Origin of the sequence: Anaerosolibacter sp. (genome assembly GCF_029240175.1) — a bacterium.
In the GTDB taxonomy this organism is placed as follows: Bacteria; Bacillota; Clostridia; order Peptostreptococcales; family Thermotaleaceae; genus Anaerosolibacter.
On record NZ_JARBTM010000016.1, the window covers coordinates 165,626 to 191,738 of the forward strand.

General features: G+C 39.0%; 32 protein-coding genes. 1 reads left to right on the forward strand and 31 read right to left on the reverse strand.

The window, feature by feature from the left end; all coding sequences use genetic code 11:
* Positions 1–162: 162 nt before the first annotated feature.
* The 18 genes from K0R93_RS12615 to K0R93_RS12700 form a co-directional block, all read right to left on the reverse strand.
* Entirely contained in the window at positions 163–1,056 is an 894-nt protein-coding gene (locus K0R93_RS12615) for a DMT family transporter (protein ID WP_300301847.1), read from the reverse strand.
* Between the two features lie 267 nt (positions 1,057–1,323).
* Complete coding sequence (locus K0R93_RS12620; RefSeq protein ID WP_300301849.1) at positions 1,324–1,965, reverse strand: cyclase family protein; 642 nt, start codon at positions 1,963–1,965, stop codon at positions 1,324–1,326.
* An 11-nt stretch (positions 1,966–1,976) separates the two neighbouring features.
* The gene (gene zwf, locus K0R93_RS12625; protein ID WP_300301851.1) at positions 1,977–3,449 is read right to left on the reverse strand and encodes a glucose-6-phosphate dehydrogenase; all 1,473 of its coding nucleotides are present in this window, start codon (positions 3,447–3,449) and stop codon (positions 1,977–1,979) included.
* Between the two features lie 19 nt (positions 3,450–3,468).
* Entirely contained in the window at positions 3,469–4,371 is a 903-nt protein-coding gene (gnd, locus tag K0R93_RS12630) for a phosphogluconate dehydrogenase (NAD(+)-dependent, decarboxylating) (protein WP_300301854.1), read from the reverse strand.
* Positions 4,372–4,492: 121 nt separating this feature from the next.
* Positions 4,493–4,831 (reverse strand): YckD family protein, encoded by a 339-nt coding sequence (locus K0R93_RS12635; RefSeq protein WP_300301856.1) that lies wholly within the window; start codon positions 4,829–4,831, stop codon positions 4,493–4,495.
* Positions 4,832–4,931: 100 nt separating this feature from the next.
* Positions 4,932–5,270, reverse strand: coding sequence for an arsenate reductase family protein (locus K0R93_RS12640; RefSeq protein ID WP_300301858.1), 339 nt, complete (start codon positions 5,268–5,270; stop codon positions 4,932–4,934).
* Between the two features lie 143 nt (positions 5,271–5,413).
* Positions 5,414–5,683 carry a hypothetical protein gene (locus K0R93_RS12645; RefSeq protein WP_300301860.1) on the reverse strand — a complete coding sequence of 90 codons (270 nt, stop codon included), beginning with the start codon at positions 5,681–5,683 and terminating at the stop codon, positions 5,414–5,416.
* A 72-nt stretch (positions 5,684–5,755) separates the two neighbouring features.
* Positions 5,756–6,001 (reverse strand): SemiSWEET transporter, encoded by a 246-nt coding sequence (locus K0R93_RS12650; RefSeq protein WP_300301862.1) that lies wholly within the window; start codon positions 5,999–6,001, stop codon positions 5,756–5,758.
* 43 nt (positions 6,002–6,044) lie between these two features.
* Positions 6,045–6,806, reverse strand: coding sequence for an exodeoxyribonuclease III (locus K0R93_RS12655; RefSeq protein WP_300301864.1), 762 nt, complete (start codon positions 6,804–6,806; stop codon positions 6,045–6,047).
* A gap of 34 nt (positions 6,807–6,840) precedes the next feature.
* Positions 6,841–7,260 (reverse strand): DUF3785 family protein, encoded by a 420-nt coding sequence (locus tag K0R93_RS12660; protein WP_300301866.1) that lies wholly within the window; start codon positions 7,258–7,260, stop codon positions 6,841–6,843.
* A gap of 161 nt (positions 7,261–7,421) precedes the next feature.
* Entirely contained in the window at positions 7,422–8,279 is an 858-nt protein-coding gene (locus tag K0R93_RS12665) for a DUF6544 family protein (protein WP_300301868.1), read from the reverse strand.
* Positions 8,272–9,096, reverse strand: coding sequence for a hypothetical protein (locus tag K0R93_RS12670; RefSeq protein WP_300301871.1), 825 nt, complete (start codon positions 9,094–9,096; stop codon positions 8,272–8,274). Before K0R93_RS12670 ends, K0R93_RS12665 begins: the two co-directional genes overlap by 8 nt.
* Positions 9,097–9,124: 28 nt before the next feature.
* Positions 9,125–9,511 (reverse strand): FMN-binding protein, encoded by a 387-nt coding sequence (locus tag K0R93_RS12675; RefSeq protein ID WP_300301873.1) that lies wholly within the window; start codon positions 9,509–9,511, stop codon positions 9,125–9,127.
* 21 nt (positions 9,512–9,532) lie between these two features.
* Entirely contained in the window at positions 9,533–9,979 is a 447-nt protein-coding gene (locus tag K0R93_RS12680; RefSeq protein ID WP_300301875.1) for a MarR family winged helix-turn-helix transcriptional regulator, read from the reverse strand.
* Between the two features lie 73 nt (positions 9,980–10,052).
* Positions 10,053–10,568, reverse strand: coding sequence for a flavodoxin domain-containing protein (locus tag K0R93_RS12685; protein WP_300301877.1), 516 nt, complete (start codon positions 10,566–10,568; stop codon positions 10,053–10,055).
* A 2-nt stretch (positions 10,569–10,570) separates the two neighbouring features.
* Positions 10,571–11,041: a MarR family winged helix-turn-helix transcriptional regulator gene (locus K0R93_RS12690; RefSeq protein ID WP_300301880.1), complete on the reverse strand. Its 471-nt coding sequence runs from the start codon at positions 11,039–11,041 to the stop codon at positions 10,571–10,573.
* Between the two features lie 179 nt (positions 11,042–11,220).
* Complete coding sequence (locus K0R93_RS12695) at positions 11,221–12,042, reverse strand: MerR family transcriptional regulator (RefSeq protein WP_300301883.1); 822 nt, start codon at positions 12,040–12,042, stop codon at positions 11,221–11,223.
* A gap of 94 nt (positions 12,043–12,136) precedes the next feature.
* A complete protein-coding gene (locus K0R93_RS12700; RefSeq protein WP_300301886.1) occupies positions 12,137–12,781 on the reverse strand; it encodes a uracil-DNA glycosylase in 645 nt (214 codons plus the stop codon).
* Positions 12,782–12,964: 183 nt separating this feature from the next.
* On the opposite strand from K0R93_RS12700, the gene K0R93_RS12705 reads away from it, so the two are divergent.
* Positions 12,965–13,270 carry a YciI family protein gene (locus K0R93_RS12705; protein WP_300301888.1) on the forward strand — a complete coding sequence of 102 codons (306 nt, stop codon included), beginning with the start codon at positions 12,965–12,967 and terminating at the stop codon, positions 13,268–13,270.
* A 99-nt stretch (positions 13,271–13,369) separates the two neighbouring features.
* On the opposite strand, the gene K0R93_RS12710 is transcribed toward K0R93_RS12705, so the two are convergent.
* From K0R93_RS12710 to K0R93_RS12775, 13 genes are all read right to left on the reverse strand, one after another.
* Complete coding sequence (locus K0R93_RS12710; protein ID WP_300301890.1) at positions 13,370–13,861, reverse strand: ferritin-like domain-containing protein; 492 nt, start codon at positions 13,859–13,861, stop codon at positions 13,370–13,372.
* Between the two features lie 116 nt (positions 13,862–13,977).
* A complete protein-coding gene (locus tag K0R93_RS12715; RefSeq protein ID WP_300301892.1) occupies positions 13,978–15,102 on the reverse strand; it encodes a methyl-accepting chemotaxis protein in 1,125 nt (374 codons plus the stop codon).
* Positions 15,103–15,707: 605 nt separating this feature from the next.
* Entirely contained in the window at positions 15,708–17,078 is a 1,371-nt protein-coding gene (locus tag K0R93_RS12720; RefSeq protein WP_300301894.1) for an MATE family efflux transporter, read from the reverse strand.
* 170 nt (positions 17,079–17,248) lie between these two features.
* Complete coding sequence (gene abc-f, locus K0R93_RS12725; protein WP_300301896.1) at positions 17,249–18,898, reverse strand: ribosomal protection-like ABC-F family protein; 1,650 nt, start codon at positions 18,896–18,898, stop codon at positions 17,249–17,251.
* Between the two features lie 343 nt (positions 18,899–19,241).
* Positions 19,242–19,892, reverse strand: coding sequence for a hypothetical protein (locus K0R93_RS12730; RefSeq protein WP_300301898.1), 651 nt, complete (start codon positions 19,890–19,892; stop codon positions 19,242–19,244).
* A gap of 159 nt (positions 19,893–20,051) precedes the next feature.
* Positions 20,052–20,438, reverse strand: a complete 387-nt coding sequence (locus tag K0R93_RS12735; protein WP_300301900.1) for a hypothetical protein — start codon at positions 20,436–20,438, stop codon at positions 20,052–20,054.
* Between the two features lie 196 nt (positions 20,439–20,634).
* Positions 20,635–21,498 carry a GNAT family N-acetyltransferase gene (locus K0R93_RS12740; RefSeq protein WP_300301902.1) on the reverse strand — a complete coding sequence of 288 codons (864 nt, stop codon included), beginning with the start codon at positions 21,496–21,498 and terminating at the stop codon, positions 20,635–20,637.
* A 38-nt stretch (positions 21,499–21,536) separates the two neighbouring features.
* Positions 21,537–21,995, reverse strand: coding sequence for a hypothetical protein (locus K0R93_RS12745; protein ID WP_300301904.1), 459 nt, complete (start codon positions 21,993–21,995; stop codon positions 21,537–21,539).
* Positions 21,996–22,087: 92 nt separating this feature from the next.
* A complete protein-coding gene (locus K0R93_RS12750) occupies positions 22,088–22,954 on the reverse strand; it encodes a metallophosphoesterase (RefSeq protein ID WP_300301906.1) in 867 nt (288 codons plus the stop codon).
* 53 nt (positions 22,955–23,007) lie between these two features.
* Positions 23,008–23,439 (reverse strand): VanZ family protein, encoded by a 432-nt coding sequence (locus tag K0R93_RS12755; protein WP_300301909.1) that lies wholly within the window; start codon positions 23,437–23,439, stop codon positions 23,008–23,010.
* A gap of 35 nt (positions 23,440–23,474) precedes the next feature.
* Entirely contained in the window at positions 23,475–24,578 is a 1,104-nt protein-coding gene (locus K0R93_RS19145; RefSeq protein ID WP_330685158.1) for a methylated-DNA--[protein]-cysteine S-methyltransferase, read from the reverse strand.
* A 101-nt stretch (positions 24,579–24,679) separates the two neighbouring features.
* On the reverse strand, positions 24,680–25,333 hold the full coding sequence (locus tag K0R93_RS12770; RefSeq protein ID WP_300301911.1) for a (Fe-S)-binding protein: 654 nt from the start codon (positions 25,331–25,333) through the stop codon (positions 24,680–24,682).
* A gap of 74 nt (positions 25,334–25,407) precedes the next feature.
* Entirely contained in the window at positions 25,408–25,971 is a 564-nt protein-coding gene (locus tag K0R93_RS12775; RefSeq protein ID WP_300301914.1) for a bifunctional transcriptional activator/DNA repair enzyme AdaA, read from the reverse strand.
* Positions 25,972–26,113: the final 142 nt, after the last annotated feature.

Consider the following 26,113-nt stretch of genomic DNA (forward strand, 5'->3'; position numbering starts at 1 on the left):
ACGTACATGTAGCTTTGGTTTATTATAACTTGTACGTACATGTTAAGTCAATAACTTTTTTAACTTTTCTAATAATTCACCGGATTTTATCGGCTCTCCTGCTCATTGATACGATGCAACATCATAGAAAAAGGGAACTCTTCAGTTGAAGAACTCCCTTTTTCATTCTTTGGCTGCCAATCTTTTTTCCAGCATTCCCGTTGTCAAGTATACACCTGTAAATACAAATAGTCCACCGATCATTTGGGTGCCCAGAATTCGTTCTCCCAAAATACCGCTGATCACTGCGGTAAAAACAGGAATCAAGTTTAGAAAAATTCCTGCTTTACCAGGGCCGATTTCCCGGACTGAGATGTTCCAAAAAACAAATGAACCGACAGAAGGAAAGATGATCATATAGGCAATTCCCGTTATGGCCAATGGACTCAAGCTTGACAAATCAATGCCTTGCCAGAACGCAAAGGGTGCCATCATCATCACGGCAAACAATGCTGAAACTGCTGTGGCTGTAATGGGGGGAATAGACGTCAACCGCCTGCCCAAAATAGAGTATCCTGTCCATACCATGACAGCACCCACCATGAGCAAGTCTCCTCTATTGTAGGTGGTTTGAAAAACCTTGGTGATATTTCCTTGGGTCAAAAGCACCAGCACACCTATGAGGGAAATCGAAATCCCTAGGATTTGTATCTTAGATATTTTTTCCCGGGTTAGAAGTACTGAGAAAATGACCATGACTCCAGGGTTTAGTGCACTGACAAATGCTGCATTGGTAGGAGAAGTGTAGTCCAAAGCTGAGTATAGAAGCATATTGTAAGCAATAATCCCCAATATTGCCATAGCCACCAAGGAAGGCCATACTTTTTTTATGGATTTCCATTCTGGCTTTTCTAGGAAGTGGGCAATGGGAAACAATAGAAGTATGGCAAATGTCCAACGAAGAAATGTAATCCACAACGGTGTAACCTCTGCAGTTACATACTTACCAAACACATAGTTCCCTGCCCAAAACAAGTTGCACACAATTAACAATAACCAAACCCGATGCTTGCTCATATCCTTAACCTCCCTTGAACGGGCTCCCACAACACATATTCCATCAGATAACTATCTAACAATTGTATATTGTAGGTCCACCTTAACAAACTTTCACAGATTTGAGATATATCTCAACCGATAATTGCCTATATGTACAGTTATATTTAAACTACTTCAACAATCCTACTAATTTTTCCTCTCTAATCCTATAACTAAACTATCGATGGAATGGAATCATCTTCACCCAAAACATACTGCCTCTATTGCTAGAGGCAGTATGACCCATTATTCAAAAATATTTGAAGGTATATCCTTGATCAATAATGCTCTGGTGGGTGCAGCTTCCACGTTTCTTATTTTTAAAGGTGGCGCGCACAATATGTACTCCCCTTCCGCTACTTCCTTAAGCCTGAGTCCCTCCATAATGATGATGCCTTGACCCAATAAGGCTTTATGGGTTTCATGTCCCCCTTGGTCTCTTTCAATCCCTAAAGCATCAATACCTACACCTGAAATACCCACTTCCTTTAAGTAGGCTGCACCACTTTTTTCTAGGTATACAAATTGAAAATCAAAATCCTCTACAAAGGAATTCCTTGTTTTCAATAAAATAAAGTCATCTTTTTCAATATTCTTTTTCTGTAATAGCTCCTCTGTAATCTTATCTTCTACATTCGTAAAGTCGAATACCTTGCATTTCCTAATAAACTTCTCCAGATCATAAAGTTCCATGGTGCTTCCTCCATCAATCATATGTAAGGGTGCATCAATGTGGGTTCCTGTATGCATCTCCATGGTTATATAGGAGGTATAGGAGCTACCTGTCTTATGATCTTGGGCAACAGTGATTCTGGGTTTCTTTTCTTCCTTGTTCTTATAGACTGTCATATCCTTATGGATATCCATCGAAATATCATAAATCTTCATGGTACATTCTCCTATCTATTGATCCAGTTCCTCTGATCTTTTTCTAGTAATTCATCTGCTTCCTTAGGTCCCCAGGTCCCAGCTTCATAATTTGGGAATACAGGGATATGATCTTTCCATCCTTCAAGAATGCTATCGATAAATTTCCAGGCATATTCCACTTCATCCCATCTTGCAAAAAGAGTAGCATCTCCTCTCATGACGTCATACAGAAGTCTTTCATAAGCCTCCGGAGAGTTGATCCCAACCCGACAGTTCTGACAAAAATCCATTTCCACCGGGATGATTCTTTGTCGTGTACCTGGCTCCTTCGCGTTGAACTGAAAGAATACTCCTTCCATGGGCTGTATTCTGATGACCAGAATGTTGGGCTGCAGCTGTTTATCTTTAAAATACAGTATGTTTTCCATGGTTTTAAACTGTATTAGTATCTCCGTTGACTTTTCAGGCATCCGCTTCCCTGTTCTTATGTAAAAGGGTACGCCAGCCCATCTAAAATTCTCTATAAAAATCCTAAGTGCTACAAATGTTTCTGTAACCGAGCGATGATCTACCCGAACCTCTTCCCTATATCCAGGGGTTTTCCCATTATCAGCTTCATATGATCCATACTGACCCCGAACTGTATTTTCGACAACGTCCTTACCCTCAATCTTTTTAAGGGCTTTTAAAACCTTGACCTTCTCATTCCTTATGGATTCCGTATCTAAATCATTAGGGGGTTCCATGGCAATCAAGCTTAGGAGCTGAAGCATGTGGCTTTGAACCATATCCCGCATTGCTCCAGATCGTTCATAGTAATCTCCACGATTTTCTACACCCACGGTTTCACTGGAAGTTATCTGTATATGATCGATAAATCTATTATTCCAAAGGGGTTCAAAAATCATGTTGGCAAACCGCAGCACCATGATGTTTTGCAGCATTTCTTTTCCCAAATAATGATCGATCCGATAGGTATTTTCCTCTTGAAATACCTGAACAATTTTGTCATTAAGATATTTTGCAGAGCTTAAATCCCTGCCAAAAGGTTTTTCAATCACAACACGCTGCCACCCAGCGACGTCTCCACCCATACAATGTCGATGCAGCTTATCTACAATGCCTTCGAAATATTCTGGTGCCACTGCCATATAGTAAACTCTGTTTCCCTTTGTATGATACTGATCTGCTTTATCTCTTAAAAACGCCTCCAATGAAATATACGCCTCTTCTTGTAGAAAATCCAGGGTTCTATAGTAAATTCTATCTTTTAGATGATTCCATGTCCCTTCATCTACCTTAAACCTTGAAAACTCTCTAATAGAGTGATAGATTTCCTCTCGATAGCCTTCACTTGTTTTTTCTTTTCTTCCAACGGCTACCACTGCGAAATTTTCAGGGAGAAGCTTCTCATGGAGAAGATTATAGATCGCAGGCATCAGCTTTCTATGGGCCAGGTCGCCAGTTCCACCAAATATGATCATGGTGCAGGATAAGTCCATTCTACGCACCTACTTTCTATTATTTATCCATTTTCTCTACACTGTGTCCTCCAAATTCATTCCGCAAAGCTGCAATGACCTTTCCAGAGAAGGTATCCTCCTGCTGGGATCTATACCGCACAAATAAAGAACTGGCTATGGTATGGACTGGAACCTGTAGTTCTAGCGCCTCCTGTACAGTCCATAGGCCTTCCCCTGAGGAATGGATCACCCCTTTAATAGCCTGGAGCTGGGGATCTTTTTCAAAGGCTCTCTCCATTAATTCCATTAACCAGCCTCGGATCACAGAACCATGATTCCAGACCTTTGCAATAGCTCCATAGTCCAATTCGAATTGGCTTTTCTCCAAAATTTCAAAACCTTCTCCAATTGCTTGAAGCATACCATATTCGATGCCATTGTGAATCATCTTCACATAATGTCCTGAGCCACTCTCACCCGTATGTACATATCCATTTTCTACACAGATATCCTTGATGAGAGGCTCGATCCTCTCAAAAACATCCTTCTCAGCACCCACCATCATACAAGCGCCGTTTCTTGCACCTTCTACGCCGCCGCTTGTGCCTACATCTGCAAATCGAATCCCTTTTTCTTTCAACCTTTCATATCTTCTCAAGGTATCTTTGTAGTTTGAATTTCCCCCATCAATAATCATATCCCCTTGATCCACCAGTGGCATTAGCATTTCTACCATCTCATCTACAGGATTCCCTGCAGGTACCATCAGCCAAATGACCCTCGGTGCACTCAGTTTACCTACCAGTTCTTCTATGCTGTATGCACCTAATACACCCTGGTTCTCCGCTTCCTGTATCTTTTCAGGTGATCGATTATAGGCAAACACCTTGTGACCATGATCCTTTATGTTCAATGCTAGATTGTATCCCATCTTTCCCAAACCTATGATTCCGATTTCCAAAACTACCACTCCTTTGCCAATCGATATTTTATTATATTTAGTACCACATTTGTATATTCATAAATCAAAGATACCCAAAAAAATACTGCCTCTATTTCTAGAGGCAGTATTCCTTTAAAGACTAGTGACAACGTTTCTTTTTTGATTTATCCCACTTTGGAACAAATCCATTTTCTTCGAGCTTCTCATAACGTTTTTCCAACCGAGAGATGATTTTCTTGCCTTTTTCCTCAGTCATAACTCCATATTCAACATATTTTGAGATTACTTCTTTTCGCTTTATCAAGATATCCTTGTGAAGTGTTGCCAATTCTCTCTTTTGCGCCTCTGTTAACTGTACCGTCGTCTTTTCAGCATCAAAGGTCAAAGCTTCAACGGGCTGTACTGAAAGTATTCCAAATGAAATAGCAAACACAATCGCTAACAAAGAAGCCACCAAAACTGCCTTGAAGTTACCCATGAAAAAAATCACTCCTTTCTCAGTTGGTAGTCCTATTTTTTGTATCTTTATTCTTTTTTATCCGTTATCTAGGAAACTCACTCTTCCAATTTCTTATTACCTATTCCCAGGTTTGCCAAATATCTGGTGCATAGCCTACCGTAGCCTGTCTTCCATTTCGTACAATAGGTGTTTTATAAAGACTTGGATGCTTCAACAGCATTTCTTCCCGGAGATTTGCACTAACGATACGATCCATATTTAGCTTTTTATAATCCTTTGCTTCACGGTTGATCAAATTATTCACGCCTACCGCTGCGCTTACGCTTTGGAGCTCTCCCTTACTTAAACCCTTTATGGTCAAATCTATCAACTGATAGTTTATTTTTCTCTCTTTAAAATATCGTTCTGCCTTTTTTGTATCGAAACATTTTTTAACCCCGAAAATTTGAATATTCATTGATATAAATTCCCCCCTGACTTTATGCTTCACTTTTTTTGAAGTATAGAATAAAAACCACCTTATGGATGCGTCCCATCATAGTCGGTGGTTTTATTTGCTAACTTACTTTATACATTTTCATGTTTTATCAAATCATGAGACTAACCTATATGAACATCTATGACCTTCGCCACATAGTCATCGGCGCCTGATTGTACGATGATCATAATAGGTTGCTCTCCAACATTGCCAATCTCTGCCCGATATACCTCCAGGCCATTTTTGCCTAGCTCGCCTTCCCGCTCCACCGTAATAGCTTCACCATTAGCAACCTCATAATCCTCAAGAATCCCTGTCACTCGATGCGCCACATCTCCCGTTGGGCATTCCAAGGCTCTAATTCTCTCCATGGCATCTGTAAGTCTTGACATATCTTTGTCCTCCTCAAAAGCATGTTTATGATTTTTATTATCTCCGTTTCCCTGCTTTTGATTCTTGGTTTACTACTTATACTTCAATTTCATGGTAAGAACAATGGATGCAAATAAAAATGTAACGATATTTGATAACATCAAAGGAATATCTCCAATGATAAATCCGTATACCATCCAAAGAAAAACACCTGCGGTAAACATGCTGTACATACCTAATGAAATGCCTGAGGTGTTTTTTTCCTTCACCGTTTTTATCGCCTGGGGCAAAAATGAAAATGTGGTTAGTGCTGCAGCAATCCACCCTATAAAAGCCATGCTTTGTCCCCCCTTGATCACATCTATATGTTTTGCTACAGTATTATTTTCCCAAATTAATTTCCAGCACTACTGGACAATGGTCACTACCCATGATATTGGCATGGATCTGGGCATCCTGCAGCTTATCCTTTAACCTCTCAGAGACAACAAAATAATCGATTCTCCAACCAACATTTCGATCCCTAGCCTTTCCCATGTATGACCACCAGGTATATGCATCTTCCTTATCAGGATAAAAATATCTAAAGGTATCAATAAACCCTGCGCCCAGCAGCCTCGTCATTTTATCCCGTTCCTCATCGGTAAATCCTGCATTTTTTCTGTTAGAAGAAGGATTCTTCAGATCAATTTCTGCATGGGCCACATTCAAATCCCCACAGATAATAACAGGTTTGTCTTCATCTAACCTCTGAAGATATTCTTTAAAAGCCTCCTCCCATCCCATCCGATAATCTAGTCTTGCCAGTTCTCTTTGGGAGTTCGGCGTATATACGGTTACCAGGTAAAATTCTTCAAACTCCAGGGTGATGACTCGACCTTCCTGATCATGTTCTTCTATCCCTATGCCATATTGAACCGACAGAGGCTCCTTTTTTGTGAATACGGCTGTTCCTGAATACCCTTTTTTTACGGCATAATTCCAGTACTGACCATAGCCCTCCAGATTCAAGTCGATTTGACCTTCCTGCAGCTTAGATTCCTGGATACAAAATATATCTGCATCCACTTCTTTAAAATATTCTAAAAATCCTTTGCCTACGCAAGCTCTTAGGCCATTTACATTCCATGACACCAATTTCATATGGTTACCTCCACAAAATTATCTAAATCCATCTTTAAATATCACATTGTTCAATTTCTATGGAATAGTCTCCACAGCTTACACATACGACTACACTTACAATATAGCTATTATCTACTTTTCCCTTTTTCAACAGCTTATTAAAGGAAATGTCCTCCATATCCTTAGAAATATTGCTGGTCACATATTGGCCGTTTTTTGAATAGATATAAAAGTGATACTCCAAAAACTTAAAGTATTTTTCCTTTTCAGCCTTTCCTGCCAAGCAGTTGGGACACGGCTGATCATAATGGGCGATATCAAACTGAACTTCCTCCCATTGATTAAGCAGTGCCAACACATCGGGAATTTCAATTCCCGAAACAGGATGCTCCTCATCGTTAATCAGTTCTCCATTTGGATCTATACCCAATTCATATTCCTTGCCATCAAAAATAAATTTATAACTTTCCATGCTTACCTCCAAAGTATGTATTCTACCTAGTATTCTTACCACCTTGTCCCTTCATTATATAGAAATTTTTTCTAAAAAGGAAGTCTTCTTACATACTGTCGGAGCAGGTTTCACAAACAAAGCCAAGAAGAACAGTTCTTCTTGGCTTTGTTTGTGGAGATTTATTTGTAGGTTTCCCTATTGTATTCGATTTCCTTCACATTGAACTTGGCATAACAATATTCTCCCTCTGGGAAATGCCAAATGGCTTCTCCATAGGTTACTATTTTTACCCCATTCATTTCTTTATAATCCTTAATTGGCGTTGACCATCTCACTTGCTGATAAGACGTTCCTGTTGGAGAATAGTATCTATCATCGGAAACGAAATTAGTCAGTTCTCCCTTTTCATTAAAATACAACAAAGCAGATATGCGATTTCCCTTATTTTCAAATGTAGCCTTCACTGTCAATGGGTCTATTTCTTCCCACTGGATTCTTTTATCAATAAGGGTAGCCGGCATCAACAGACACATATCGTTAAACACCGTAACAGTTTCACCTTGATTCATCTCTGGCCCCCTGCCATCAGCCACCGTGAACAATCCTGCCAACTTTATCAGCATCATGGCTTCCCCATTTTCATAGTGATGAAGACCAATCACCGGCACACCAGACATATTCAGCCTCATGAAATACAATCGTGTTGGATCATCTAAAAAACTATATTGCTCTACATCTACCTTAGCCCAGTCTTTTTCAGTATCTGTTTTAAATTCCCCATCAAAAGTGATTCTTAGATTGTTGACCTTTTCTTTTCCAACCACACCTACATAGCGTAGATATTTTTGAACCGGCCCAGGCAGGTCCTTTATATCCTCTTCCGTTACCACTTGTTGTTCCATTTTCCCTGTACGTTCCAAGCCTTTCAGAACCTCTGCCTTGTAAGTTCTTCTAAGTCCTTGAGACTTAAAAACTGCAAATACAATAATCGCAGCTAGTATTAGAAATCCCAAGAGTAAGATGTACTTCTTATCCATTGAATACCGCCCCCTTACCCTTCATGCTTCTTAGAAGGCTGACCAAACACAAGAATGCCCCTGTACCAAGAACTGACCAGAGTATGATATAGGGGTCGCCTTTCCCGATCTTTAAATAGGCTACTGCTGACATCACCAGCAGTACAAGACTATACATTACACATTTCATCATCACGATGGTTGATAACACATACCCCCATGCCTCTCGCTTCCATAGTAAAATTCCACTCAATACCGTGGCAGGCATCAACAATGCCAAATCCGTGGCATAAACCATTGCAGTTGTATGGCCCGTTTGCAAGATATCCTGGGGAACCTGACCTGTCATGATAAAGCCTATAGACTTCGCAATCCAAAGTCCGCCTAACAATAGGGAGAAAAAAACCATATAGCAGCTGACTCTTCTCACCGGTGTTCGAGTGCTGAATGTTTCTGCAATCCTCTTAGTATCAAGTTTTATCAATGCGAAAATCAATCCATAGGTTGATAGGACAAACAAGGCTACATAGAGTAAAAAGAAATTATTGAATGCAGCACCATATAGATAGAATATATAGTTGTACACCATATACCACAATCCTCCAAGCCAAACGAGCTGCGCCCTATAAGACTCCCTTGCAGCAGACGATAAAGCCCAAATCATCAGGGGTACAACGACAAACAATGTTACCAGATCATTGCCGTACCATGCAGCCTTTGTCTGAACATTGTCCTGGTATAAGTCTCCGATAAATATACCTCCTGCTGAAGCAATGATAGCCAAGATCATAACGATGATGGAAAGAATGATCGGTATCTTAAATTGCTTTTTAAACATGGACGCTCCCCCTCATAACAACTTTGTTCTACTCCTTCAATGCGTTTTCAATGGCTTTCAGATATGCTTTGCTGGTTACAGTGGTACCTGAAATAGCATCAATATTTGTGTTTTGTTTTTCTACCACCTTGGCAATAATACCTTCTGTCACTTCTGCCTTAGGTAACAGAACATCCTTAACAATTTCCACATCTATGATCTTATGGTCTTTAACCGTTACATTTACCTGGTTGGTCCATCTTCCAACTTCATATTTTCCCATGTATATTCCATCTTCTACTGTCGATAAATTTATCCCTTCCAATTGTACACTGCCTGCTCCATCAAGACCACGGGTAAGGAAAAACATACCCCCTGCCGCAACCAGAACAAAAATAACCACGATAGATACTACAATTTTCAAAACCAATTTCATACAAAACATCCTTTCACTTTTTTATATACGCTCTATTTTTGACACGCGTCCATAGAGCTTATTTAAACAATCACATAGCATTTTCATTTCTTCTTGACTTAAATCTCCAAAGACCTCCTTTAGGAAATCTTTGATCTCCACCTGCCGTCGTTTCCAAAAGCTTTGATTCTTCTCTGTCAGCTTCAGACGGGTCTCCCTTAAATCTTTGGTATTCTTCTCTATTTCTAAAAACTCCTTTTTCTGAAGCTTTAGTGCCAGCTGCTTTACATTCTGATGGGAGGTGCCCATAAGACCAGCTACCTCCCCGAGGGTAGGGAAGTGATCTCCGAATTGTGCAATCCCCACCGACAAGAGCCATTGTCTTATGGTCATCTCTTCGCCAAGCATCTGATCTCCCAAGCTTTGAAGTTTGTTTGACAATAAAAACAACCTACCAAATATATATCTTAGTTTTTCAATATTATGCATATACACGCCCCTAACGGCCACTAAATTTTAGCAATATATTGCATATATATTCAAAAAAAATTATAGCAGCCCACTAAATATTGTTCATAGACTGTGCAAATCTATGGATATTTTCTACAAGGATCATAGATATATCTTGTTTCATATCCTTTATGGGAGCGGTGGGATCATTCTTGGCAACCACCTTTGATACCATCTTAGTGATCGCTTTCTCAGCAAAGTTCATATCGCTAATCAGCATTTCACCCCCGAAGTTTTCCTTTGCTATGGCACTTTTTAATAGTTCCTGGGGAAAAGCACTGTTCAGCTGCATTTCGGCATTGTTGGGAAACATGCAGCATATGAACAACCCAATCTTCTTCCCTTTTAAGATAGGGAGGTTTTGTGTGCAAAATCCCGTTATTTCCTTTTGAATCCTCCCTGCATAAATAGACCCCCCAATCACAATCCTATCGTATTTCGTCAGGTCTGGTGCTGTAGTTGTCTTTATGTTGTGTAAATCTACATTTCCTTTGAGCTTCTCAGCAAGCATGGCGGCACATTTTCCTGTAGTCCCATGCTTGCTTCCATAGATAATTAATGTATTCATTTTCATACCTCCAATGATAAATTTAATGATTCGCCCATTTTCTCAATTTTTTCAACTAGCTTTCCGATACAGTTGGCCATGGTGTTGATTTCTTCTTCATTAAAGCTGCTGAACAGCTCTATGATGAATTGGTTATCCTGATTCTCCCGTTTTGCCCAGAATACTTGACTTTTCTCCGTTAACTTTAACCGGAGTGCCCTGGCATCCTGTTCATCCTTTTCGATTCTTAAAAATTCCTTTTCCTCCAGTTTCAAGGCAAGCTGCTTTACATTTTGTCGAGAACTTCCCATGAGCTCTGCCACCTCACTGAGGGTAGGTGGATTATCGCGAAACTGTGAAATCATCACCGTTAAAAACCATTGCTTTGTAGTCATATCATCCTTTCCTAGATATTGATCTCCTATGACCTGAAGCTTGTTGGCAAGAAGAAACAAACTGCCAAATATATACCGCTGTTGATCTAGACTTTTCATTATTAAAGTACCTCCATCTATTTCTTCGTGATAGTTATGTAATATATTACTTATATAAGTAATATATTACATAACTAAAATCTCGTCAAGTACTTTTGAAAAAATATTTCGAATTGTCTTGACATCTTCTACCTATAGCAAAAGAGCCTTCTCTCAAAGGCTCTTTTGCTATATCATTCTTACTTCAATTTTACTGGTATTTGTACCTCTGTTAACCATTCTTCTTCATTTTCCTTGTTCCAAATACCATCAATATAGGACTCTCGAGGAGCTCCAATGATTTGATATCCGTTTTCCCCAGCCCACTTCGTCACTGCACCATATGCCATACCGATGGTACTGTAGGGACCCTTGTGCAAAACACAGGCTGCAGTCTTTACACCATCGACCTTTTTAAATTTTACTTTTTCGGAATCCTTACCGTAGGCTGTCACAGCCTCACAGATTTCAACATCAATGTCTGCTTCCTTATATTCTCCATCATGGTATATGGTAAAGCAATACTCAGGCACCCTGCACTGTGCACCTTGTTCCTCCATATATCTTCCCATTTCAGGATATATCTCATAATAGGCATCATAGTTTGGTATAACTGTCCTCATCGAAGCCACAATGACTTCGGGCAGTTCCTTTAACACAATAGCATAGCTCATATATGCGCCTCCCTGTTTCAAGATTTTTAAATACCATTGGATGTGGGCCAGCTGCATCTGCTCCGTTTCAATAATTCTTGTGATTTCCATTTGTTTATCCTCTAGATAGGCAATCAAGTGACGGTCACTGCTTTCCTGTTCCACTGTATGCTGAATTTCATCCAGTGAAAAGCCGATCCTTTTGAGGGCCAGTATCTTATGGAGCTGGTGCAGCTGACTTGATGAATAGTATCTATACCCCGTGATTTCGTCTACATAGCATGGTTTAAATAACCCAATTTCGTCATAGTGTCGCAGGGCTTTTATGGTGACCCTATTCATCTTTGAAAAAACACCAATTTTATACATATTCACAAATCTCCTATGCGCATATTTGATTTATATCTTCATTGTAATATCTACCCTAACAGGAGAGTCAACAGTATTTTCAAAAATTTTTCTCCTATTGTCTTAATTTCTCTTTTAATGCTTTCATCCCTTCAACAAACTCGTTCTTTCCTCCTTGGGCAGGATGTCTTACCTTATGACAAGGAATATTCAATTTGTTTAAAGTTTGTTCTGCTTTGCCCCCTACGGCAACGACCTGCTTTATGTTATACATTTCAATCATTCCCAAGAGCGGCCTTTCACCCATCAGCAATTCCCCTTTTAAAGGGGCCCTATTGCTCTGAGGTTCTCCTTTTTTGTGGGGATGAAAGGGAAAGGCATTCCATGATAGGGATATGATATCGTATTTTAATAATGTCTCCCAGATGATCGTAGCTGTAGCTTCCTTTAATAATTTATCCTTCTCTACAGCCAATCGATAGCCCACTTCTTTTCCAAACAAATCAAGGCCGGTCATATTATTTATCAAAAGATGCTCACTGGTAAAGGGTACACCCGTCAGCCGACAGCCTCGATAACCTGGTGCCTCACCAACCAGGATAATCTTGGGTTTATGTTTGCACATCTGCTTCAAGTAAATAAGAAGATTATTTCTTCTCACTTCATTTTCTATGAACTCATAGGCATATTGATTGTACACATTTGGTGTAACCTCCGTTGTCGCCAATTCTTCTACGAAATTCTTTAGTTTTCTTATCATCTTATCCATCCTTTGTATGGGTTATATCTATTATCCATATTATATAACTCTCACTTTTCTACTTCAATGAATTGCAATATTTGGCAAGGAGCAGAGGATAATAGATATATTGATACAGGAAAAACATATGACAGTGTAGAATATAATCGTCATACCTATAAAATATGAGAAGGATGTGGTTCTATGCAATTCTTGGTAATTGGTTATGATGGAACAGACGAGGGCGCACTGGAAAGACGTCTAGCGGTTCGCGGGGAGCATATGAAGCTTGTGGAGTCCATGCAAAAAGAAGGCAAGGATCTATATGGTCTTGCCATATTGGATGAAAATGAAAAAATGATCGGTTCCGTAATGGTTGTTGATTTTCCTACTCGTGAGGCTGTTGATGAATGGCTAAAAATCGAACCCTATGTTACAGGAAATGTATGGCAAAAAATCGAAGTTCAACCTTGCAAGGTTGCACCGCCTTTCATGGCATTATATAAATAAGGCGCATTGCATTCTGTAAACATCTGTTGATCTGCTAATATGTTTAAAGCCTGCGCTTCAAAGTAGCTGCAGGCTTTTTTAGTAAATCTAATGTATCGTTTAGAATGGCGCATAACCTTGGTCATTCCACCATTCTTCCTTATACCGATTATATTGGGTAGTGAATTGTTCTAAATGTACATTTTCCCAATGAAGCAATATATCAAATAACTTTCTAGCTGCCTCATACTGGGTATTGTTTTTCGCTTCCTCATAGAAGTCTATGGATGCTTTCTCCATTTGAACCCCAATACCAAATACAGACAATGCAAGGCTGGCAGATTTATTGTCTATTCTGTCCCAATCAAAGATTTTAGGGGATGGAACTTCTGACAAAAAGGATAAAGTGATATCGTCCTCTTTTCCATCCTTCATCTGATCAAAAAGTTCCCTTAGATACTCTGCATGCTTGAATTCTTCTTCAGCCAATTCATTGAAAGCTTCTTGGCTTTCTCTACTGCCCGCCTGTTTGGCAGCCATCTTATAGAATTCAAATCCTTCTATCTCGTTGAGTATGGCTTGTTTGATAATGTCTAATTCATTTTGCTTCATGGCTATTTCCCCTTTCATAGTGAGTCATCAATTTGATATGTTCTTACCCACTTTTCAACAAAATCTAACCATCTTGTCTATAAAACTTCTATCTTTATCATTCAACATGTTGTTTTTTACACGATAAATCCCGAAGTTAACTGACATAAACGCTTCGCCATTTCTGAAAGCTGTTCTGTGGTGCTTTCAATTTCTATCATGGTACTTAGCTGCTCTTCTATGCTTGCACTTATATTCTCGGTTCCATCTGCAATTTCGCTGGAAGTAGCTGCCATACCCCGTATCGCCTTCTCCATTTCCTTTGCATTGGATGCCTGTTTTTCATTGGCATTATCAATTTCCTCTATCTGCCTTACGATGTTTTCAATATTCTCCATGATATTGGCGATACTTTTCCCTGCCTCAGAAGCTTTGCTGACACCTAGGGCTACTTTATCCTCTACGACATGAACTGAACTTACCGCTGAAGCGGATTTCAACTGATTTTCCTTTACCAGCTCCGAAATCTCCCTTCCAGCATTTTTGCTGGCATCGGCCAACTTTCGAATTTCCTCTGCAACTACGTGGAAACCTCTCCCTGCTTCCCCTGCACGGGCAGCCTCAATGGCAGCATTCAGTGCCAGCAGATTCGTTTGTTCCGCTATGGAGGTGATCATTAGAATAATATCTCCAATCTTCCTAGAAGATTGATCTAAATCCTGAATCGTCATTGATACTTCTTTTGAAGCGTTCGCTATATTCGTTATGGAGAAGACCACTTCAACAGCTTTTCTAGATTTATCATAATTCATCATTTCACTTGGTGGGCCGCCAGCCTCCTGCTCTGTTCCCAGGGTAGCCCCCACCCCAGCTGTTTTCATAAACCTATCCTTTGCTGCCATAAAATCGTTAAAGCTTTCTATCAATGCTTCGTAGATCTCTTGATCTTTAAACGCTTCTAGCTTTTGTGCTGCCGCCGCGGCACGGACCTCAATATCTTCTTGTATGGGCCTTTTTATGCTGTCGTCACTGCCTGCATCTAAAAGAGAATTTGACTGGGCCCGTATGTATTCTATGTCTGACTTTATGTTCTCCAGCTTCACAATAGGTATCAACCTAGCGTCATTTAATTCCATCAGCTTGGCATTCACACTAGATACTTGCTGAATAGAAGCAGCACCTACCGCCACAAGAAAAATAAAAAAACTTAATGACAGTAACCCAATTTTCAAACCTAATTTCATATCTCTAAAAAATTTCATATAGCTTCCCTCCTGCTGTCCTCATGTGAACATGGTTAAACATTCATTCTCCCCTGTCCCGTTGTCTGATCTTATTCTACAGGCCAAACCTTAAATTAAGCTTAAATCTATATCAAACCTTAAATTAAGCTTAAATCTATATGTGTATTTTAAAGTTTATGAAGATCCCAAATTTCTATTTCGGTAATATTTTTGCTGCATACAAAATCGCCTGCATGTTTTACATGCAGGCGATTAATACGTAATAAATAAATGATGCGACATAAATGTCGCATAGGCTAAGGTTGAGGTTAAGGTTAAACCCGTAGCGGCGAACAGTGTTCGCCTAATATTTGTAAGAATACCGAGCAGTTAGAATAATGTAATATTCCATGTCATGATGAGCGCAGCGAAGCATCTCAAAAACCCTATATCCAGATCCTTCACGATGTTCAGAATGACAGGTAGGTTGGTATCTGTGGTCTTCGGGCGGGGAAACCCGTGCCCCTACAGGGAACAGATAAATCTGTTCCCTACAACCTTAACCTTAGCCTCAACCTTGCGCGGCTTTGCTGCGCAATTTTCTACGAATATGTATCTTTACACGCTCTAAAAAATCTCTCTTTCTAGGCAGACTTTGCCGCTACCCTCATGGGTTTATAATTTCTACTGAGATATAGGGCAAACCAAGTGGTTAAAATCATTCCCTTCAATACGCTGCTCATGCTGATACTCCACCATACACCATTTAAACCCAACAGGTTTTCATTGGATAAAATCATTGCAGCCGGGATTCTCAATGCATTCAATACAATGCCTATGATAGCAGGAGGTATGGTCTTGCCTAATCCGTTAAATGCACCAGCAGTGGCTATTTCCATACACATGAAAAACTGTGACAATCCCAATATCTTTAGATACACGACACCATACTTTATAGCCTCTTCTTCTCGAATAAAGATGGAAAAGATCGGCTGAGCGCCAAAGATCAAAAGAGCTGTTGTAAAAACCCCTATGGCGCCAACAATTCCCATGGCCACAAAGTATCCTTTATAGATTCTATCATACTTTCCTGCCCCATAGTTTTGGCCTACGAATGCACTCAAAGCAGTAGAAAAACCGCCTGCTGTCATCCAAGAAACCGCCTCTATCTGGGAGCCTATCTTCTGCACCGCAATGGCAGTTGGTCCCCATTGGGCGATAATTCTTGCGATAATCATGGCAAAGATCGTGAAACAACCGCTCTGCAGTGCTACGGGAATCCCTAACTTAAAAATAGCCTTTATTTTCTCTTGATCAGGTTTCTGAACAATATTGATTTCTTTAAACAAAGGCATTATCTTCTTGATTTTTAGCAGAAACACCAGCATTACTAAGAACTGGGCCCCCACTGTGGCGATAGCAGCTCCTGCAACACCCATGGCAGGGAATGGTCCTATACCAAAGATCAACACAGGATCAAGAATCATATTTGCAGCCAATCCGATCACATTAATAGCAAACGGTGTACTGCTATTTCCATACCCATTGAGAATCGCAGTAAATATAGGATTCATGAAGTTAAATATCATGCCAAAAGCGATAATGACGAGATAGGTCTTCGCCATGCTGATAACTTCTGGATCTCCCAAGTTAAAAAATCCTATCAACTGATCCTTAAACAAAATAAGAGGCACGCTGTATACAAGGGCCAATACGATGCCAATTTGTAAGGCATTCACAATATGATGCTTTGTGGCATCAACATCCTTCTTTCCTGTGGATTGCGCAACGCCCACCTCTGCCCCTATTTTAGGTATCAATATAAATGCCATGGCCAGCCATGTGAAAAATCCTGCTGTTCCAACGCTGGCAACGGCTTTACTTCCTATCCTGCCAATCCATATCATATCGGTCATATTATATGCCATCTGTACAAAGGATGTACTCATGATCGGCAGTGAAAGCTTCACCAATGCCCGCCATATACTTCCTTCTGTCAATCTATTCGCTCCCATATGCTTTTTAAGCCCCTTCATGATTGATTTCATGCTGTTTATCAATATTTCCAGCATCTTCTATTATATAATATCCTTTGCGAATTTCACATTAACTTTTTATCACATTTAGCAGCTTACCCTATCCGCATCTTTCACCAATCATCTACGCAAAACTTCCTCAAAATAGCCTACGCTTTAAGATTTTCCTTCAGCTTGTTTAGTTCTCCCAATGCTTCATAATACTCCTTATCTAAGTCTGCTATATTATCCTTCTTGGATGGCATAGACAATCTCCCGATGAGTTCTGATAAGCGGTTTTCCAATATAGAGATCCGCTGTTCAAGTTCCTTCTGATCATCAAGTGGTTTATTTAGACGCTCCAGATACTCCTGATAACTTCCCTCAAATATTCTTATTTTTTGCTTTTCTATGGTCATGATATGATCTGCCACGGCGCTTACAAAGCTTCTATCATGGGAAACAAACAGTAAAGTTCTATCATATTCAGCGAGGGCTTCCTCTATTACTTCAAGAGAGGCGATATCCATAAAGTTTGTGGGTTCGTCTAAGATGAGTAGATTTATATCCTGTACCAGTATTTTGGCAAATGCAGCTTTTACACGCTCTCCGCCGCTTAGTACCTGTACCCTTTTATAGACATCTTCTCCTTTAAATAACAACCTGGCCAGGAGTACCCTAACAAAGGTTTCCTGATATATGCTACTCTTCATAACATTTTCTAGTATGGTTAAGTTTTCTTCGAGAATATTCAAATCCTGGCTAAAATATCCTATTTTTGCACCTTGAGCAATTCTTATGGCAGGATCTCTGTTCATAATCATTTTTATCAGGGTGCTTTTCCCACAACCATTGGGGCCAAGCAGCGCTGCTTTCGCACCATTATGAATACGAAACTCAGCGCCCTCAAATATAACCTTTTCACCAAAAACCTTGCTTATACTTTGACCTTCTATGATGACTTTGCTGTGGAGCTTACGAACATCCTCCACGTCCAGCTTAATCACCCCTTGTTTCTTTGGCTTTTCCCTCACCGCTAAATGCTCGATCCTCGATTCAACACTTTTCACCGCTTTATCAAGATTGGCCTTGGCCTTTTGATTTCCCATCTTATGAAGCCTTGCCTCGGAATTACCCATTCTTTTCGGTGTTTTTCTCATACTCTTTATTTTACTTTTTGTGTCATCAATGACCTCTTCCAGTCGTTTCTTTTCCTTTATAAACTGCTCATATTCAAATTGAGCTCTTTCTCGCTCCTCCATCTTCTGTATTTGATAGTCGCTGTAATTGCCATTGTATATTTTTATCTTACCATCTTCAATCTCTAGTATCTTGTTACACAACTTATCTAAGAAGCTTCGATCATGGGATATGAGGATCAGTGCCCCTTTAAATTCTTCTAGCCTGGCCTCCATCAATTCTATCCCCTCCATATCCACGTTGCTGGTGGGTTCATCTGCAAAGAGCAAGGGATGATCATGATTCAGACTTTGGGCGAGCTTGAATCTGGTCTTCTCCCCTCCACTCATATGCTCATACCAGACTTCTGAAACATTGAATCTAGATGCCATTTCAGCACTGATACAGCTATATTCTGGCTCTTCTAACTGGGATATAAATCCATAACTTCCATGAAGCTTAACCAATCCTTCATCCGGTGATAATCTTTGGCTAAGGATATTCATTAACGTAGTTTTCCCTGCACCATTTACACCGACAATACCTATTCTGTCTTCAGCATAAACCTTTAAGCTCTCTATAGACAATACCAGTCTATCTCCAAAATACTTTTTCACATTGTTGCACTCTATTAATTGCATAAAAAAACCCTCCTTGATGTCTGGAGGGATAGCGTCATAACTATATAACAACCTATATGAATCCACCTGTAATCTCAATTGTTTTTAGGCACAAGGATTCCGTGGCTCATTAAGGCTGTACAATATAATTTCCACAAGCTATAAGCAGTTATTGAAACACTATCCACTCACAAGTTTAGAAAAATCCATGATAATAAAGCCTTTATATTAGACCCTAGGTGGATTTTTCTTTTATTCAAATACTTGAAGTGAATTATATAATCATCTCTGCTAGTACCTTGCCCTTTCTTAGAATTTAATCCTATTCAACATTATTATACGCATTGCCCATCTTTGTGTCAACTCATCGTATACTATCTCTTCCTCGTCTTTTCCTCATAATGAAAAATATCATGCTCGATACGCCAACGAAAGCAAATCCACCTATTGTTTTAATATCCTTTTGAACACTGTTATTTGTCTCCCCTCGATCTACACCACTGATCAATTCTCTGCTAGATAAATATTTCTCTAGTTCTTCCTGGTCTTCAGGACTTATGTTTTGGTTATTGATCTCCATCCATTCCAGTAATTTTTCACCGGAAATGTCTTTTCCTACTTCTATCCTATTTTGGTCAAAGGCTATGGCCACCACGGCCTGAGGTGAATGGGGAAGATAGTAGCTGCCATCCTGCCTCAGGAATAACAGCACTTGATCTCCATTGGCATTTAGATCATAATGTAGGCTCGTTCTTTCATCAGGAGTTCCCACAATAACTTCAGAATCCTTTGTTTCTCCTTTTATATAGTAATGAACCCTTACCTTCCATTTATTATAATTCACACTATCGGCCTTCATTGACCCTCCTAGCCGGTCGACAACCTCCCCGATGAGAATCACATCAGACTTTTCTACCAATTCGTCCACTGTTAGATATATCCAGCAGGCATTTGCTATCTGGGGCAACATCAAAAATAAACAGATAGTGAGAGCAATTAAACTTCTTTTTTTCATCGGATCTCTCCCTCCTCACACACCACCATATCCATTGCTAGATGTTAGACGTTCAAAGAAAGCAAGAAGTTCCTATGACTTTGTTAATAGATTGATCGTCATGAAAACCATCATGATCATAACGATTATCTTTTTATTCTGTTCAATTCCCTCCCACACCTAATAATTTGCATCATATACTTCTAGACTATCTGCTTTTACTTCAACATATTGGCCTTTTGGTAGATTCTTACCTTCTATCTCCAATTGAATTAAACTCTTCCCGAATCGTAAATCTGCAAAACCATCACTGGATACCTTTTCTAAAACCCCTATAATAAAAGTCGTTCCTTGCTTTATAAACATCTTGAAATTTCGTTCCTTGCTTAAAAAAACATCTTTTCCCCATCTTAACGTATCGGTAATATCATACTCAACATCGTATTGCTTTCCTTGCTCCGGCTTGCGATACCCATTCCAAGCTGCCTTTCCACTGCCTAGTTCTGTTGAAAATTCAACGATACTGTCCTCGCTCATCTTGCTAATCTTATTGATTACTATTTTCAATTTAAGTACCTCCTGTGTCCTAATTTTACTGATTCCTTATCTAGTCTTTCCCTCATAGAATACTGTTATAAAAAGATACCTGATTCTATCGTTTATGCCAAAGTAAAAGATACTCATCTGCTCTATTCCAATTTATTCCATGATATAATCCCAGTACATAGATGCTTGGAAGAAGGCCCACTCATTTTAAACATTTTTAGGTTTGGGAAATTCTCGGAAATCGTGCTCGTTCTGGAAACCTTTTGTTTGAAGTAGTTCTAACCATCCAATTGCTGGATGGATCTATTGAGACCTTTAGATTCTTAATCGGCTGATCTGGTGTAAAGTGGCAAAATATCGTCTCAATACCCTTTGGCGTGATTTTTTCAATTATTTCTTGTAAGTTTATTTTTTGTGGTGACAGAATATCATACAGATGCAATTGATTCCCATCGATCTCAAAGATGGTATAAACATCATCTTCAAGACGGTAAATGGCGTTTTTAAACCCTAATGTATAGTAGAACATAAGTACATGTTCGGCTCCTTCGGCTGATAAAGTGCTAGATAGCGGCTGAGATTGTTTTTTAATCTCTAGCATCATTTTTGGAGGAACATTTGTGGGCTCTAAAGGCCTTTCTATCCGTTTGTACCCAGTTAAATCAATGACATATAGGTTCTCTTCATTCGGCTTAAAACCACATTTTTCATAAAGTGGTACAGCTTCATCGTCAGCTGCCAAAAAGTATAATTCATAGTTTTGATCATAATCTTCAAATATTTTTGTCATCAACCCATAGGCCAAACCTTGCCTTCTATATTCAGGGGCTGTCATTACCGTTCCGATCTGAATGGCCTTCTCTTTTTTTCCCTCCATGATAAGTTCCATGGTACTCAATGAAACATTGGCAATAATCTCATCATCTTTTATATAACTGTAGCAAATGTAATGATCATTCCAAAATCCTTGTTGATACCAATCCTCAAAGTCTATGCCGAAGGTTTCTTTCGCTAATTTATTAAATGATACTCGATAGTGATCATTCTTTTTATAATCCTTTATAAACCGATAATTTGACATATTTCCTCCTCAAACCATTATCTATCCTAATACTTTTCCTACTCCTCATGTGCTTCTTTTTCAGCTTGCTTATAGTAAGCTATCAAAATATTTGCTGGAAATAGGCTTTCCTTAAACAGAATCGTTGCAGCCAAACCGCCTTGAACAAGGCCAATAATAAAAAATAAGATATGCAGAAAATGAATCCCTTGAATCATGATGCATTGTACAACAATCCAAATGACCAATGCCCAACCAAATACACTGCTTATATAGCCTTGATATTTTGACTTAAAAAGGATCGTTAAAGCACTAAGGATATTCCCAAGGCCGATTACACTGAATAGGATAATTCCCGGTATAAAAAAATTATCGAAAGGCGAATTTTTCAACATATCTACTGGTGCACCTAAAGGCTCCATCGGGTTCATCATAGCAGCCCATCCCCCAGCAATGGCCCCAATCCCCACAAATCCATGCAAGACAAGCAGCAGGCGATATACGATTTTCATCTTCATCCATACCCTCTCTATTCAGTATTTTAGGAAAATTATACCATATAAATAAGAAAATGAATCATCCCTAATAAACGAAATTTATTATAGATGATTCATTTACCCTCTTCCCTTTGCAGTTTGATCACAACAATCTCCGGCCGATTGAATAGGCGCTGGGGGAAAATACTATTGCCTAGTCCCCTGCTAACAACCATGGTTGTACTGCGATCACGATATACCCCTTCAGCATATTTAGGGAAAACGCCTTGATCTGGCGCTACAATCCCGCCTAGAAACGGCATACGAATCTGCCCGCCATGGACATGTCCACTGAGAACCAAGTCAACTTTTTCATCGGTATAGATAGGCATTTTTTCTGGCCGATGGGCTAACAGTATCTTAAATTCCTCCTCGTTTATCTCATGTGTCATCTGCTTAAGAGCCTCTGAAAACAAAGAAAGTCTTTCTTCATTTTCACCATAAGACCTACCATACTTGGCTGTATCGTCTACCCCTAGTATGTGGAGCAACTGATTTTCTTTTTCAATTGTCTCGTATTTATCTCTTAAGACATGAACGCCACTATTTCTGAGCCTAATCTCAAAATCGCCAAATTTTCCAGACCATAGTTCGTGATTTCCCGTCACGTAATAGGTGGGCGCAATCTTTACAGCCCCTTGAATAAGAACCATGGCTGGATCTTCATTATATCGTCTGCGATCTATTAAATCTCCCGTGATAGCAATCATGTTTGGATTTAATTTCTGTATCTTCTCTATCAGATTTCTCTGTTCTCTTCCAAAGGACTTGTTGTGGAGATCGGATAGATGCACAATTGTATATCCGTCAAAGGCCTTTGGTAACTTACTTGATCGTATTTCTTGATTGGTAATCTCAATCAGATTGTTTTCTAAATAAAAAAATACAGCTAATAAAACAAGTATTAACATAATCATAAGAAGTCTTCTACCCTTCTGCATTTTCTATCTCCTTATTCTCTATCAAACAGAGGGGCATGGCCCTCGTCTGCTGATTACAGCTTTTCTGAATCAACCCATCCCATAGCCATCCTATAGATGCCATATCCAATGGTAACGCCGATGGTATTCAGAATGAAATCATCAATATCAAAGCTTCCCCTTTTCGTAATTAACTGCAAGACCTCTAATACAAATAAGCCACTTAAAAATGTACCCAACAACTTCATGTATCGTCCACCAAAAGTCAGGGGAATCAGTATGCCAAAGGGGACAAAAACACCAATGTTTCCTGCTAGGTTAACGATCCATATATTGGGATTAAAATTATTAATATGCAGGTATTGATTGATTGTATGAAATGGCTTTAAATTATACATATAATCTGCCCGCGCTATCCTTCCAAAGCCAAAAATCATCCAATAACTTAACAGCATCGAATATCCTATTAAAATAACTCGTATCATCCTTCGAAAACAAAACTTCATTAAAACACTCCCGTATTTTTGATTTATCAGGCGGTTTATTTGATAGCTTTTTCATGCTCCAAAAGCCATTTTTTGCGCTCTAATCCGCCTGCATACCCTACTAGTTTTCCACTGCTGCCTACTACTCTGTGGCAAGGTATAACGATTGCTATCCTATTTTTATTGTTTGCATTTCCCACAGCCCTATGTGCTTTTTCATTTCCTATGGATGCAGCTATAGCTCCATAGGATAAAGTTTTTCCATATGGAATTTTAGTAAGTTCCTGCCAAACTGTATTTTGAAAATCAGTTCCACTCATTTTTATTGGCAAATCAAATGTTTTTCTTTCTCCATAAAAATACTCTTCCAGCTGCTTTTTCGCTTCTTCTAATATGGGTTCTACCTTTTCATCATATCTCCTTTCTTCAAGAAAGCTCAAGCCAGTGATCTCTCCTTCAATAGACTGAATTTCTAGCAGTCCTATGGGTGAATCAAAGTAGGTTACGTTATTTTTACATACGACCTGTTCAATGTTCTCATATTTAAAATAATTCCTAATGGTTATTTCCCATAAATAGAAGGATGCCAATGTATTGTTTGGAGAAAATCTATTCTTAAACTTTTCGAACTGCTCCGCCGTTGGTTCTTCTTTCATGTTGTACAGCCACTTTAATCCTTTTCTTATTCCCAAATCCTTGTAACTCATAATGTCTTTTCGATTTAAGGAAAAAATCAAAAACATTTCCCCTGTCCAAGTACCGATTCCTTTTATTCTAACAAGTTTCTCAATAATCTCTTCGTCTGACATCCTTTCAAAATTACTAAAATTTAATTCCTTTCTTTTTACAGCTTCTGCGATATTTTTTATGTAGCTTATTTTGGTTTTTGACAGGCCACATTCTCTTAATGATTCAAAGCTTGCATTCAGTATATGATCGGGCGTTATATCTCCAATAAATTGTTCAAATTTATTCCATATGGAAATGGCTGCTTTATAAGCCAATTGCTGAAATACGATGCTATTCACCAGGGCAACAAAAGGGTCAGGAATGTATTCCCTATTTATTTCACCAATAGAATCAATCAGCAGCTTCATGTTATCATCTTTACTTTTCAATGAATTTATTTCACTTTTATCAATAAGTATCTTTTTATACATGAACCAATTGCACCCCCAATTTTCTAATGTTTATCCTGTAAAAGCCTCTTTCATATCAACTTTTCCTATTAAAGAAATCTACATACTACACACTTTCACGCTTAATGTTCATTTATAAAATCCTCCAGCTCTTTATGCCATTCATCGGGCTCAAATGTGCCTATCTCTGTTTCTTCTCCAAATAGCAGATCCACTAAATATCTAGGCCTTTTCCCCCCTATATGCATGGATTTGCAGCACGATACACAATAGACAACCACATCTTCCGCAGGCATTTCAGCAGCCCGTTTCTTCATTTGTTCTTTAACCTCTTCCACAGGTAGAATCCCATAAAAGCTGTCTCCACAGCAGGTACTCTTTGTTCTGGTGTTTTGTGGCTCAACCACTGTAATATTCATTCTTTTTAGCAAAGTTCTTATGGCATTATGCACCCTTTCTTGATCACGGGTAGGACAGGCATCAAGTATGGCCATTTCTTTGCCATGATAATCTGGAAAAGGAAACGACTCGCTATCAGCCAGCACTTCCCAAAGAGAAATCGTTGATATACCTTCATAAAGCTGCCTATACCTTCGATCACAGCCAGCACAAGTATTTATGATTTGTGTTTCTTTCTCTAAGTTTGGTTCATGCCTGCAGCAAGTTACGTGTTCGTTGATATCGCCTAAATAGCGCTTCAAAAAATCTAACACTTTTCTTCCAAGCTCAGGTTTATAAATGAATAAAGCACATCCTGGTGCAAATACAGTTTTCATATGAATGTCCCCCTATAGTATTTCTGGTATTAAATCTCCAAATCAACATATTTCAATAGTTTCTTTATTGCTTGTCATTTTTGGCGAATACAACGATTCGTTCTATACTGTTTTGGTGTAATACCTGTCTGCTTTTTAAAACATTTGTAAAAAATAGATATACTCTTAAACCCTACCTCATATGCAATGTCAATAATATCTTTGCTGGTATCTTTTAAGAGAATTTTTGACTTGCTAATTCTTTTGCCTCGGATGTATTCCTTTGGCGTAACACCATAGTACGCCTTAAAAAGCCTCATTAAATGTCTTTCACTTAAACCAAGCTTTTGGGCGATATCATCAACACTAAAATCTTTATTATAGCTGTTATCTAGTTCTTGTTTCACCTTTTTTGTTAACTCTTTATTGGGATCAAATACAGGGTTATTTATGTCGGGTCTACACATCTTGCAAGGTCTAAACCCTTCTTTTAAAGCCTCATCTGCACTGCTAAAGAACAGGGTGTTTTTTCTTAAAGGGACTTTTGCTTTGCATGATGGTCGGCAAAAAATCTTTGTTGTCTTAACAGCATAGAAGAACAGCCCATCGTAATGCTCATTGTTATTCATTACTGCATTCCACTTTTCTTCATTCTGCAATACTTTTATCCCCTTCCCTTAGCATATCTAACACTATTATATCCTTCTTCTGATAGAATTTCTTCCTATATTTCGCCAAACTATTCTTAGGAAAGGAGAACTTTCCTATTAAATAAAAAATCAGAGGATATCACCTTGATAC

What these genes read in the sequence shown, in the direction of transcription:
- K0R93_RS12615 (WP_300301847.1), bottom strand. Translation starts at nt 1,056, where the DNA reads ATGAGCAAGCATCGGGTTTGGTTATTGTTAATTGTGTGCAACTTGTTT.
- K0R93_RS12620 (WP_300301849.1), bottom strand. Translation starts at nt 1,965, where the DNA reads ATGAAGATTTATGATATTTCGATGGATATCCATAAGGATATGACAGTC.
- zwf (WP_300301851.1), bottom strand. Translation starts at nt 3,449, where the DNA reads ATGGACTTATCCTGCACCATGATCATATTTGGTGGAACTGGCGACCTG.
- K0R93_RS12635 (WP_300301856.1), bottom strand. Translation starts at nt 4,831, where the DNA reads ATGGGTAACTTCAAGGCAGTTTTGGTGGCTTCTTTGTTAGCGATTGTG.
- K0R93_RS12640 (WP_300301858.1), bottom strand. Translation starts at nt 5,270, where the DNA reads ATGAATATTCAAATTTTCGGGGTTAAAAAATGTTTCGATACAAAAAAG.
- K0R93_RS12645 (WP_300301860.1), bottom strand. Translation starts at nt 5,683, where the DNA reads ATGTCAAGACTTACAGATGCCATGGAGAGAATTAGAGCCTTGGAATGC.
- K0R93_RS12650 (WP_300301862.1), bottom strand. Translation starts at nt 6,001, where the DNA reads ATGGCTTTTATAGGGTGGATTGCTGCAGCACTAACCACATTTTCATTT.
- K0R93_RS12655 (WP_300301864.1), bottom strand. Translation starts at nt 6,806, where the DNA reads ATGAAATTGGTGTCATGGAATGTAAATGGCCTAAGAGCTTGCGTAGGC.
- K0R93_RS12660 (WP_300301866.1), bottom strand. Translation starts at nt 7,260, where the DNA reads ATGGAAAGTTATAAATTTATTTTTGATGGCAAGGAATATGAATTGGGT.
- K0R93_RS12665 (WP_300301868.1), bottom strand. Translation starts at nt 8,279, where the DNA reads ATGGATAAGAAGTACATCTTACTCTTGGGATTTCTAATACTAGCTGCG.
- K0R93_RS12670 (WP_300301871.1), bottom strand. Translation starts at nt 9,096, where the DNA reads ATGTTTAAAAAGCAATTTAAGATACCGATCATTCTTTCCATCATCGTT.
- K0R93_RS12675 (WP_300301873.1), bottom strand. Translation starts at nt 9,511, where the DNA reads ATGAAATTGGTTTTGAAAATTGTAGTATCTATCGTGGTTATTTTTGTT.
- K0R93_RS12680 (WP_300301875.1), bottom strand. Translation starts at nt 9,979, where the DNA reads ATGCATAATATTGAAAAACTAAGATATATATTTGGTAGGTTGTTTTTA.
- K0R93_RS12685 (WP_300301877.1), bottom strand. Translation starts at nt 10,568, where the DNA reads ATGAATACATTAATTATCTATGGAAGCAAGCATGGGACTACAGGAAAA.
- K0R93_RS12690 (WP_300301880.1), bottom strand. Translation starts at nt 11,041, where the DNA reads ATGAAAAGTCTAGATCAACAGCGGTATATATTTGGCAGTTTGTTTCTT.
- K0R93_RS12695 (WP_300301883.1), bottom strand. Translation starts at nt 12,042, where the DNA reads ATGTATAAAATTGGTGTTTTTTCAAAGATGAATAGGGTCACCATAAAA.
- K0R93_RS12700 (WP_300301886.1), bottom strand. Translation starts at nt 12,781, where the DNA reads ATGATAAGAAAACTAAAGAATTTCGTAGAAGAATTGGCGACAACGGAG.
- K0R93_RS12705 (WP_300301888.1), top strand. Translation starts at nt 12,965, where the DNA reads ATGCAATTCTTGGTAATTGGTTATGATGGAACAGACGAGGGCGCACTG.
- K0R93_RS12710 (WP_300301890.1), bottom strand. Translation starts at nt 13,861, where the DNA reads ATGAAGCAAAATGAATTAGACATTATCAAACAAGCCATACTCAACGAG.
- K0R93_RS12715 (WP_300301892.1), bottom strand. Translation starts at nt 15,102, where the DNA reads ATGAAATTTTTTAGAGATATGAAATTAGGTTTGAAAATTGGGTTACTG.
- K0R93_RS12720 (WP_300301894.1), bottom strand. Translation starts at nt 17,078, where the DNA reads ATGGGAGCGAATAGATTGACAGAAGGAAGTATATGGCGGGCATTGGTG.
- abc-f (WP_300301896.1), bottom strand. Translation starts at nt 18,898, where the DNA reads ATGCAATTAATAGAGTGCAACAATGTGAAAAAGTATTTTGGAGATAGA.
- K0R93_RS12730 (WP_300301898.1), bottom strand. Translation starts at nt 19,892, where the DNA reads ATGAAAAAAAGAAGTTTAATTGCTCTCACTATCTGTTTATTTTTGATG.
- K0R93_RS12740 (WP_300301902.1), bottom strand. Translation starts at nt 21,498, where the DNA reads ATGTCAAATTATCGGTTTATAAAGGATTATAAAAAGAATGATCACTAT.
- K0R93_RS12745 (WP_300301904.1), bottom strand. Translation starts at nt 21,995, where the DNA reads ATGAAGATGAAAATCGTATATCGCCTGCTGCTTGTCTTGCATGGATTT.
- K0R93_RS12750 (WP_300301906.1), bottom strand. Translation starts at nt 22,954, where the DNA reads ATGCAGAAGGGTAGAAGACTTCTTATGATTATGTTAATACTTGTTTTA.
- K0R93_RS12755 (WP_300301909.1), bottom strand. Translation starts at nt 23,439, where the DNA reads ATGAAGTTTTGTTTTCGAAGGATGATACGAGTTATTTTAATAGGATAT.
- K0R93_RS19145 (WP_330685158.1), bottom strand. Translation starts at nt 24,578, where the DNA reads ATGTATAAAAAGATACTTATTGATAAAAGTGAAATAAATTCATTGAAA.
- K0R93_RS12770 (WP_300301911.1), bottom strand. Translation starts at nt 25,333, where the DNA reads ATGAAAACTGTATTTGCACCAGGATGTGCTTTATTCATTTATAAACCT.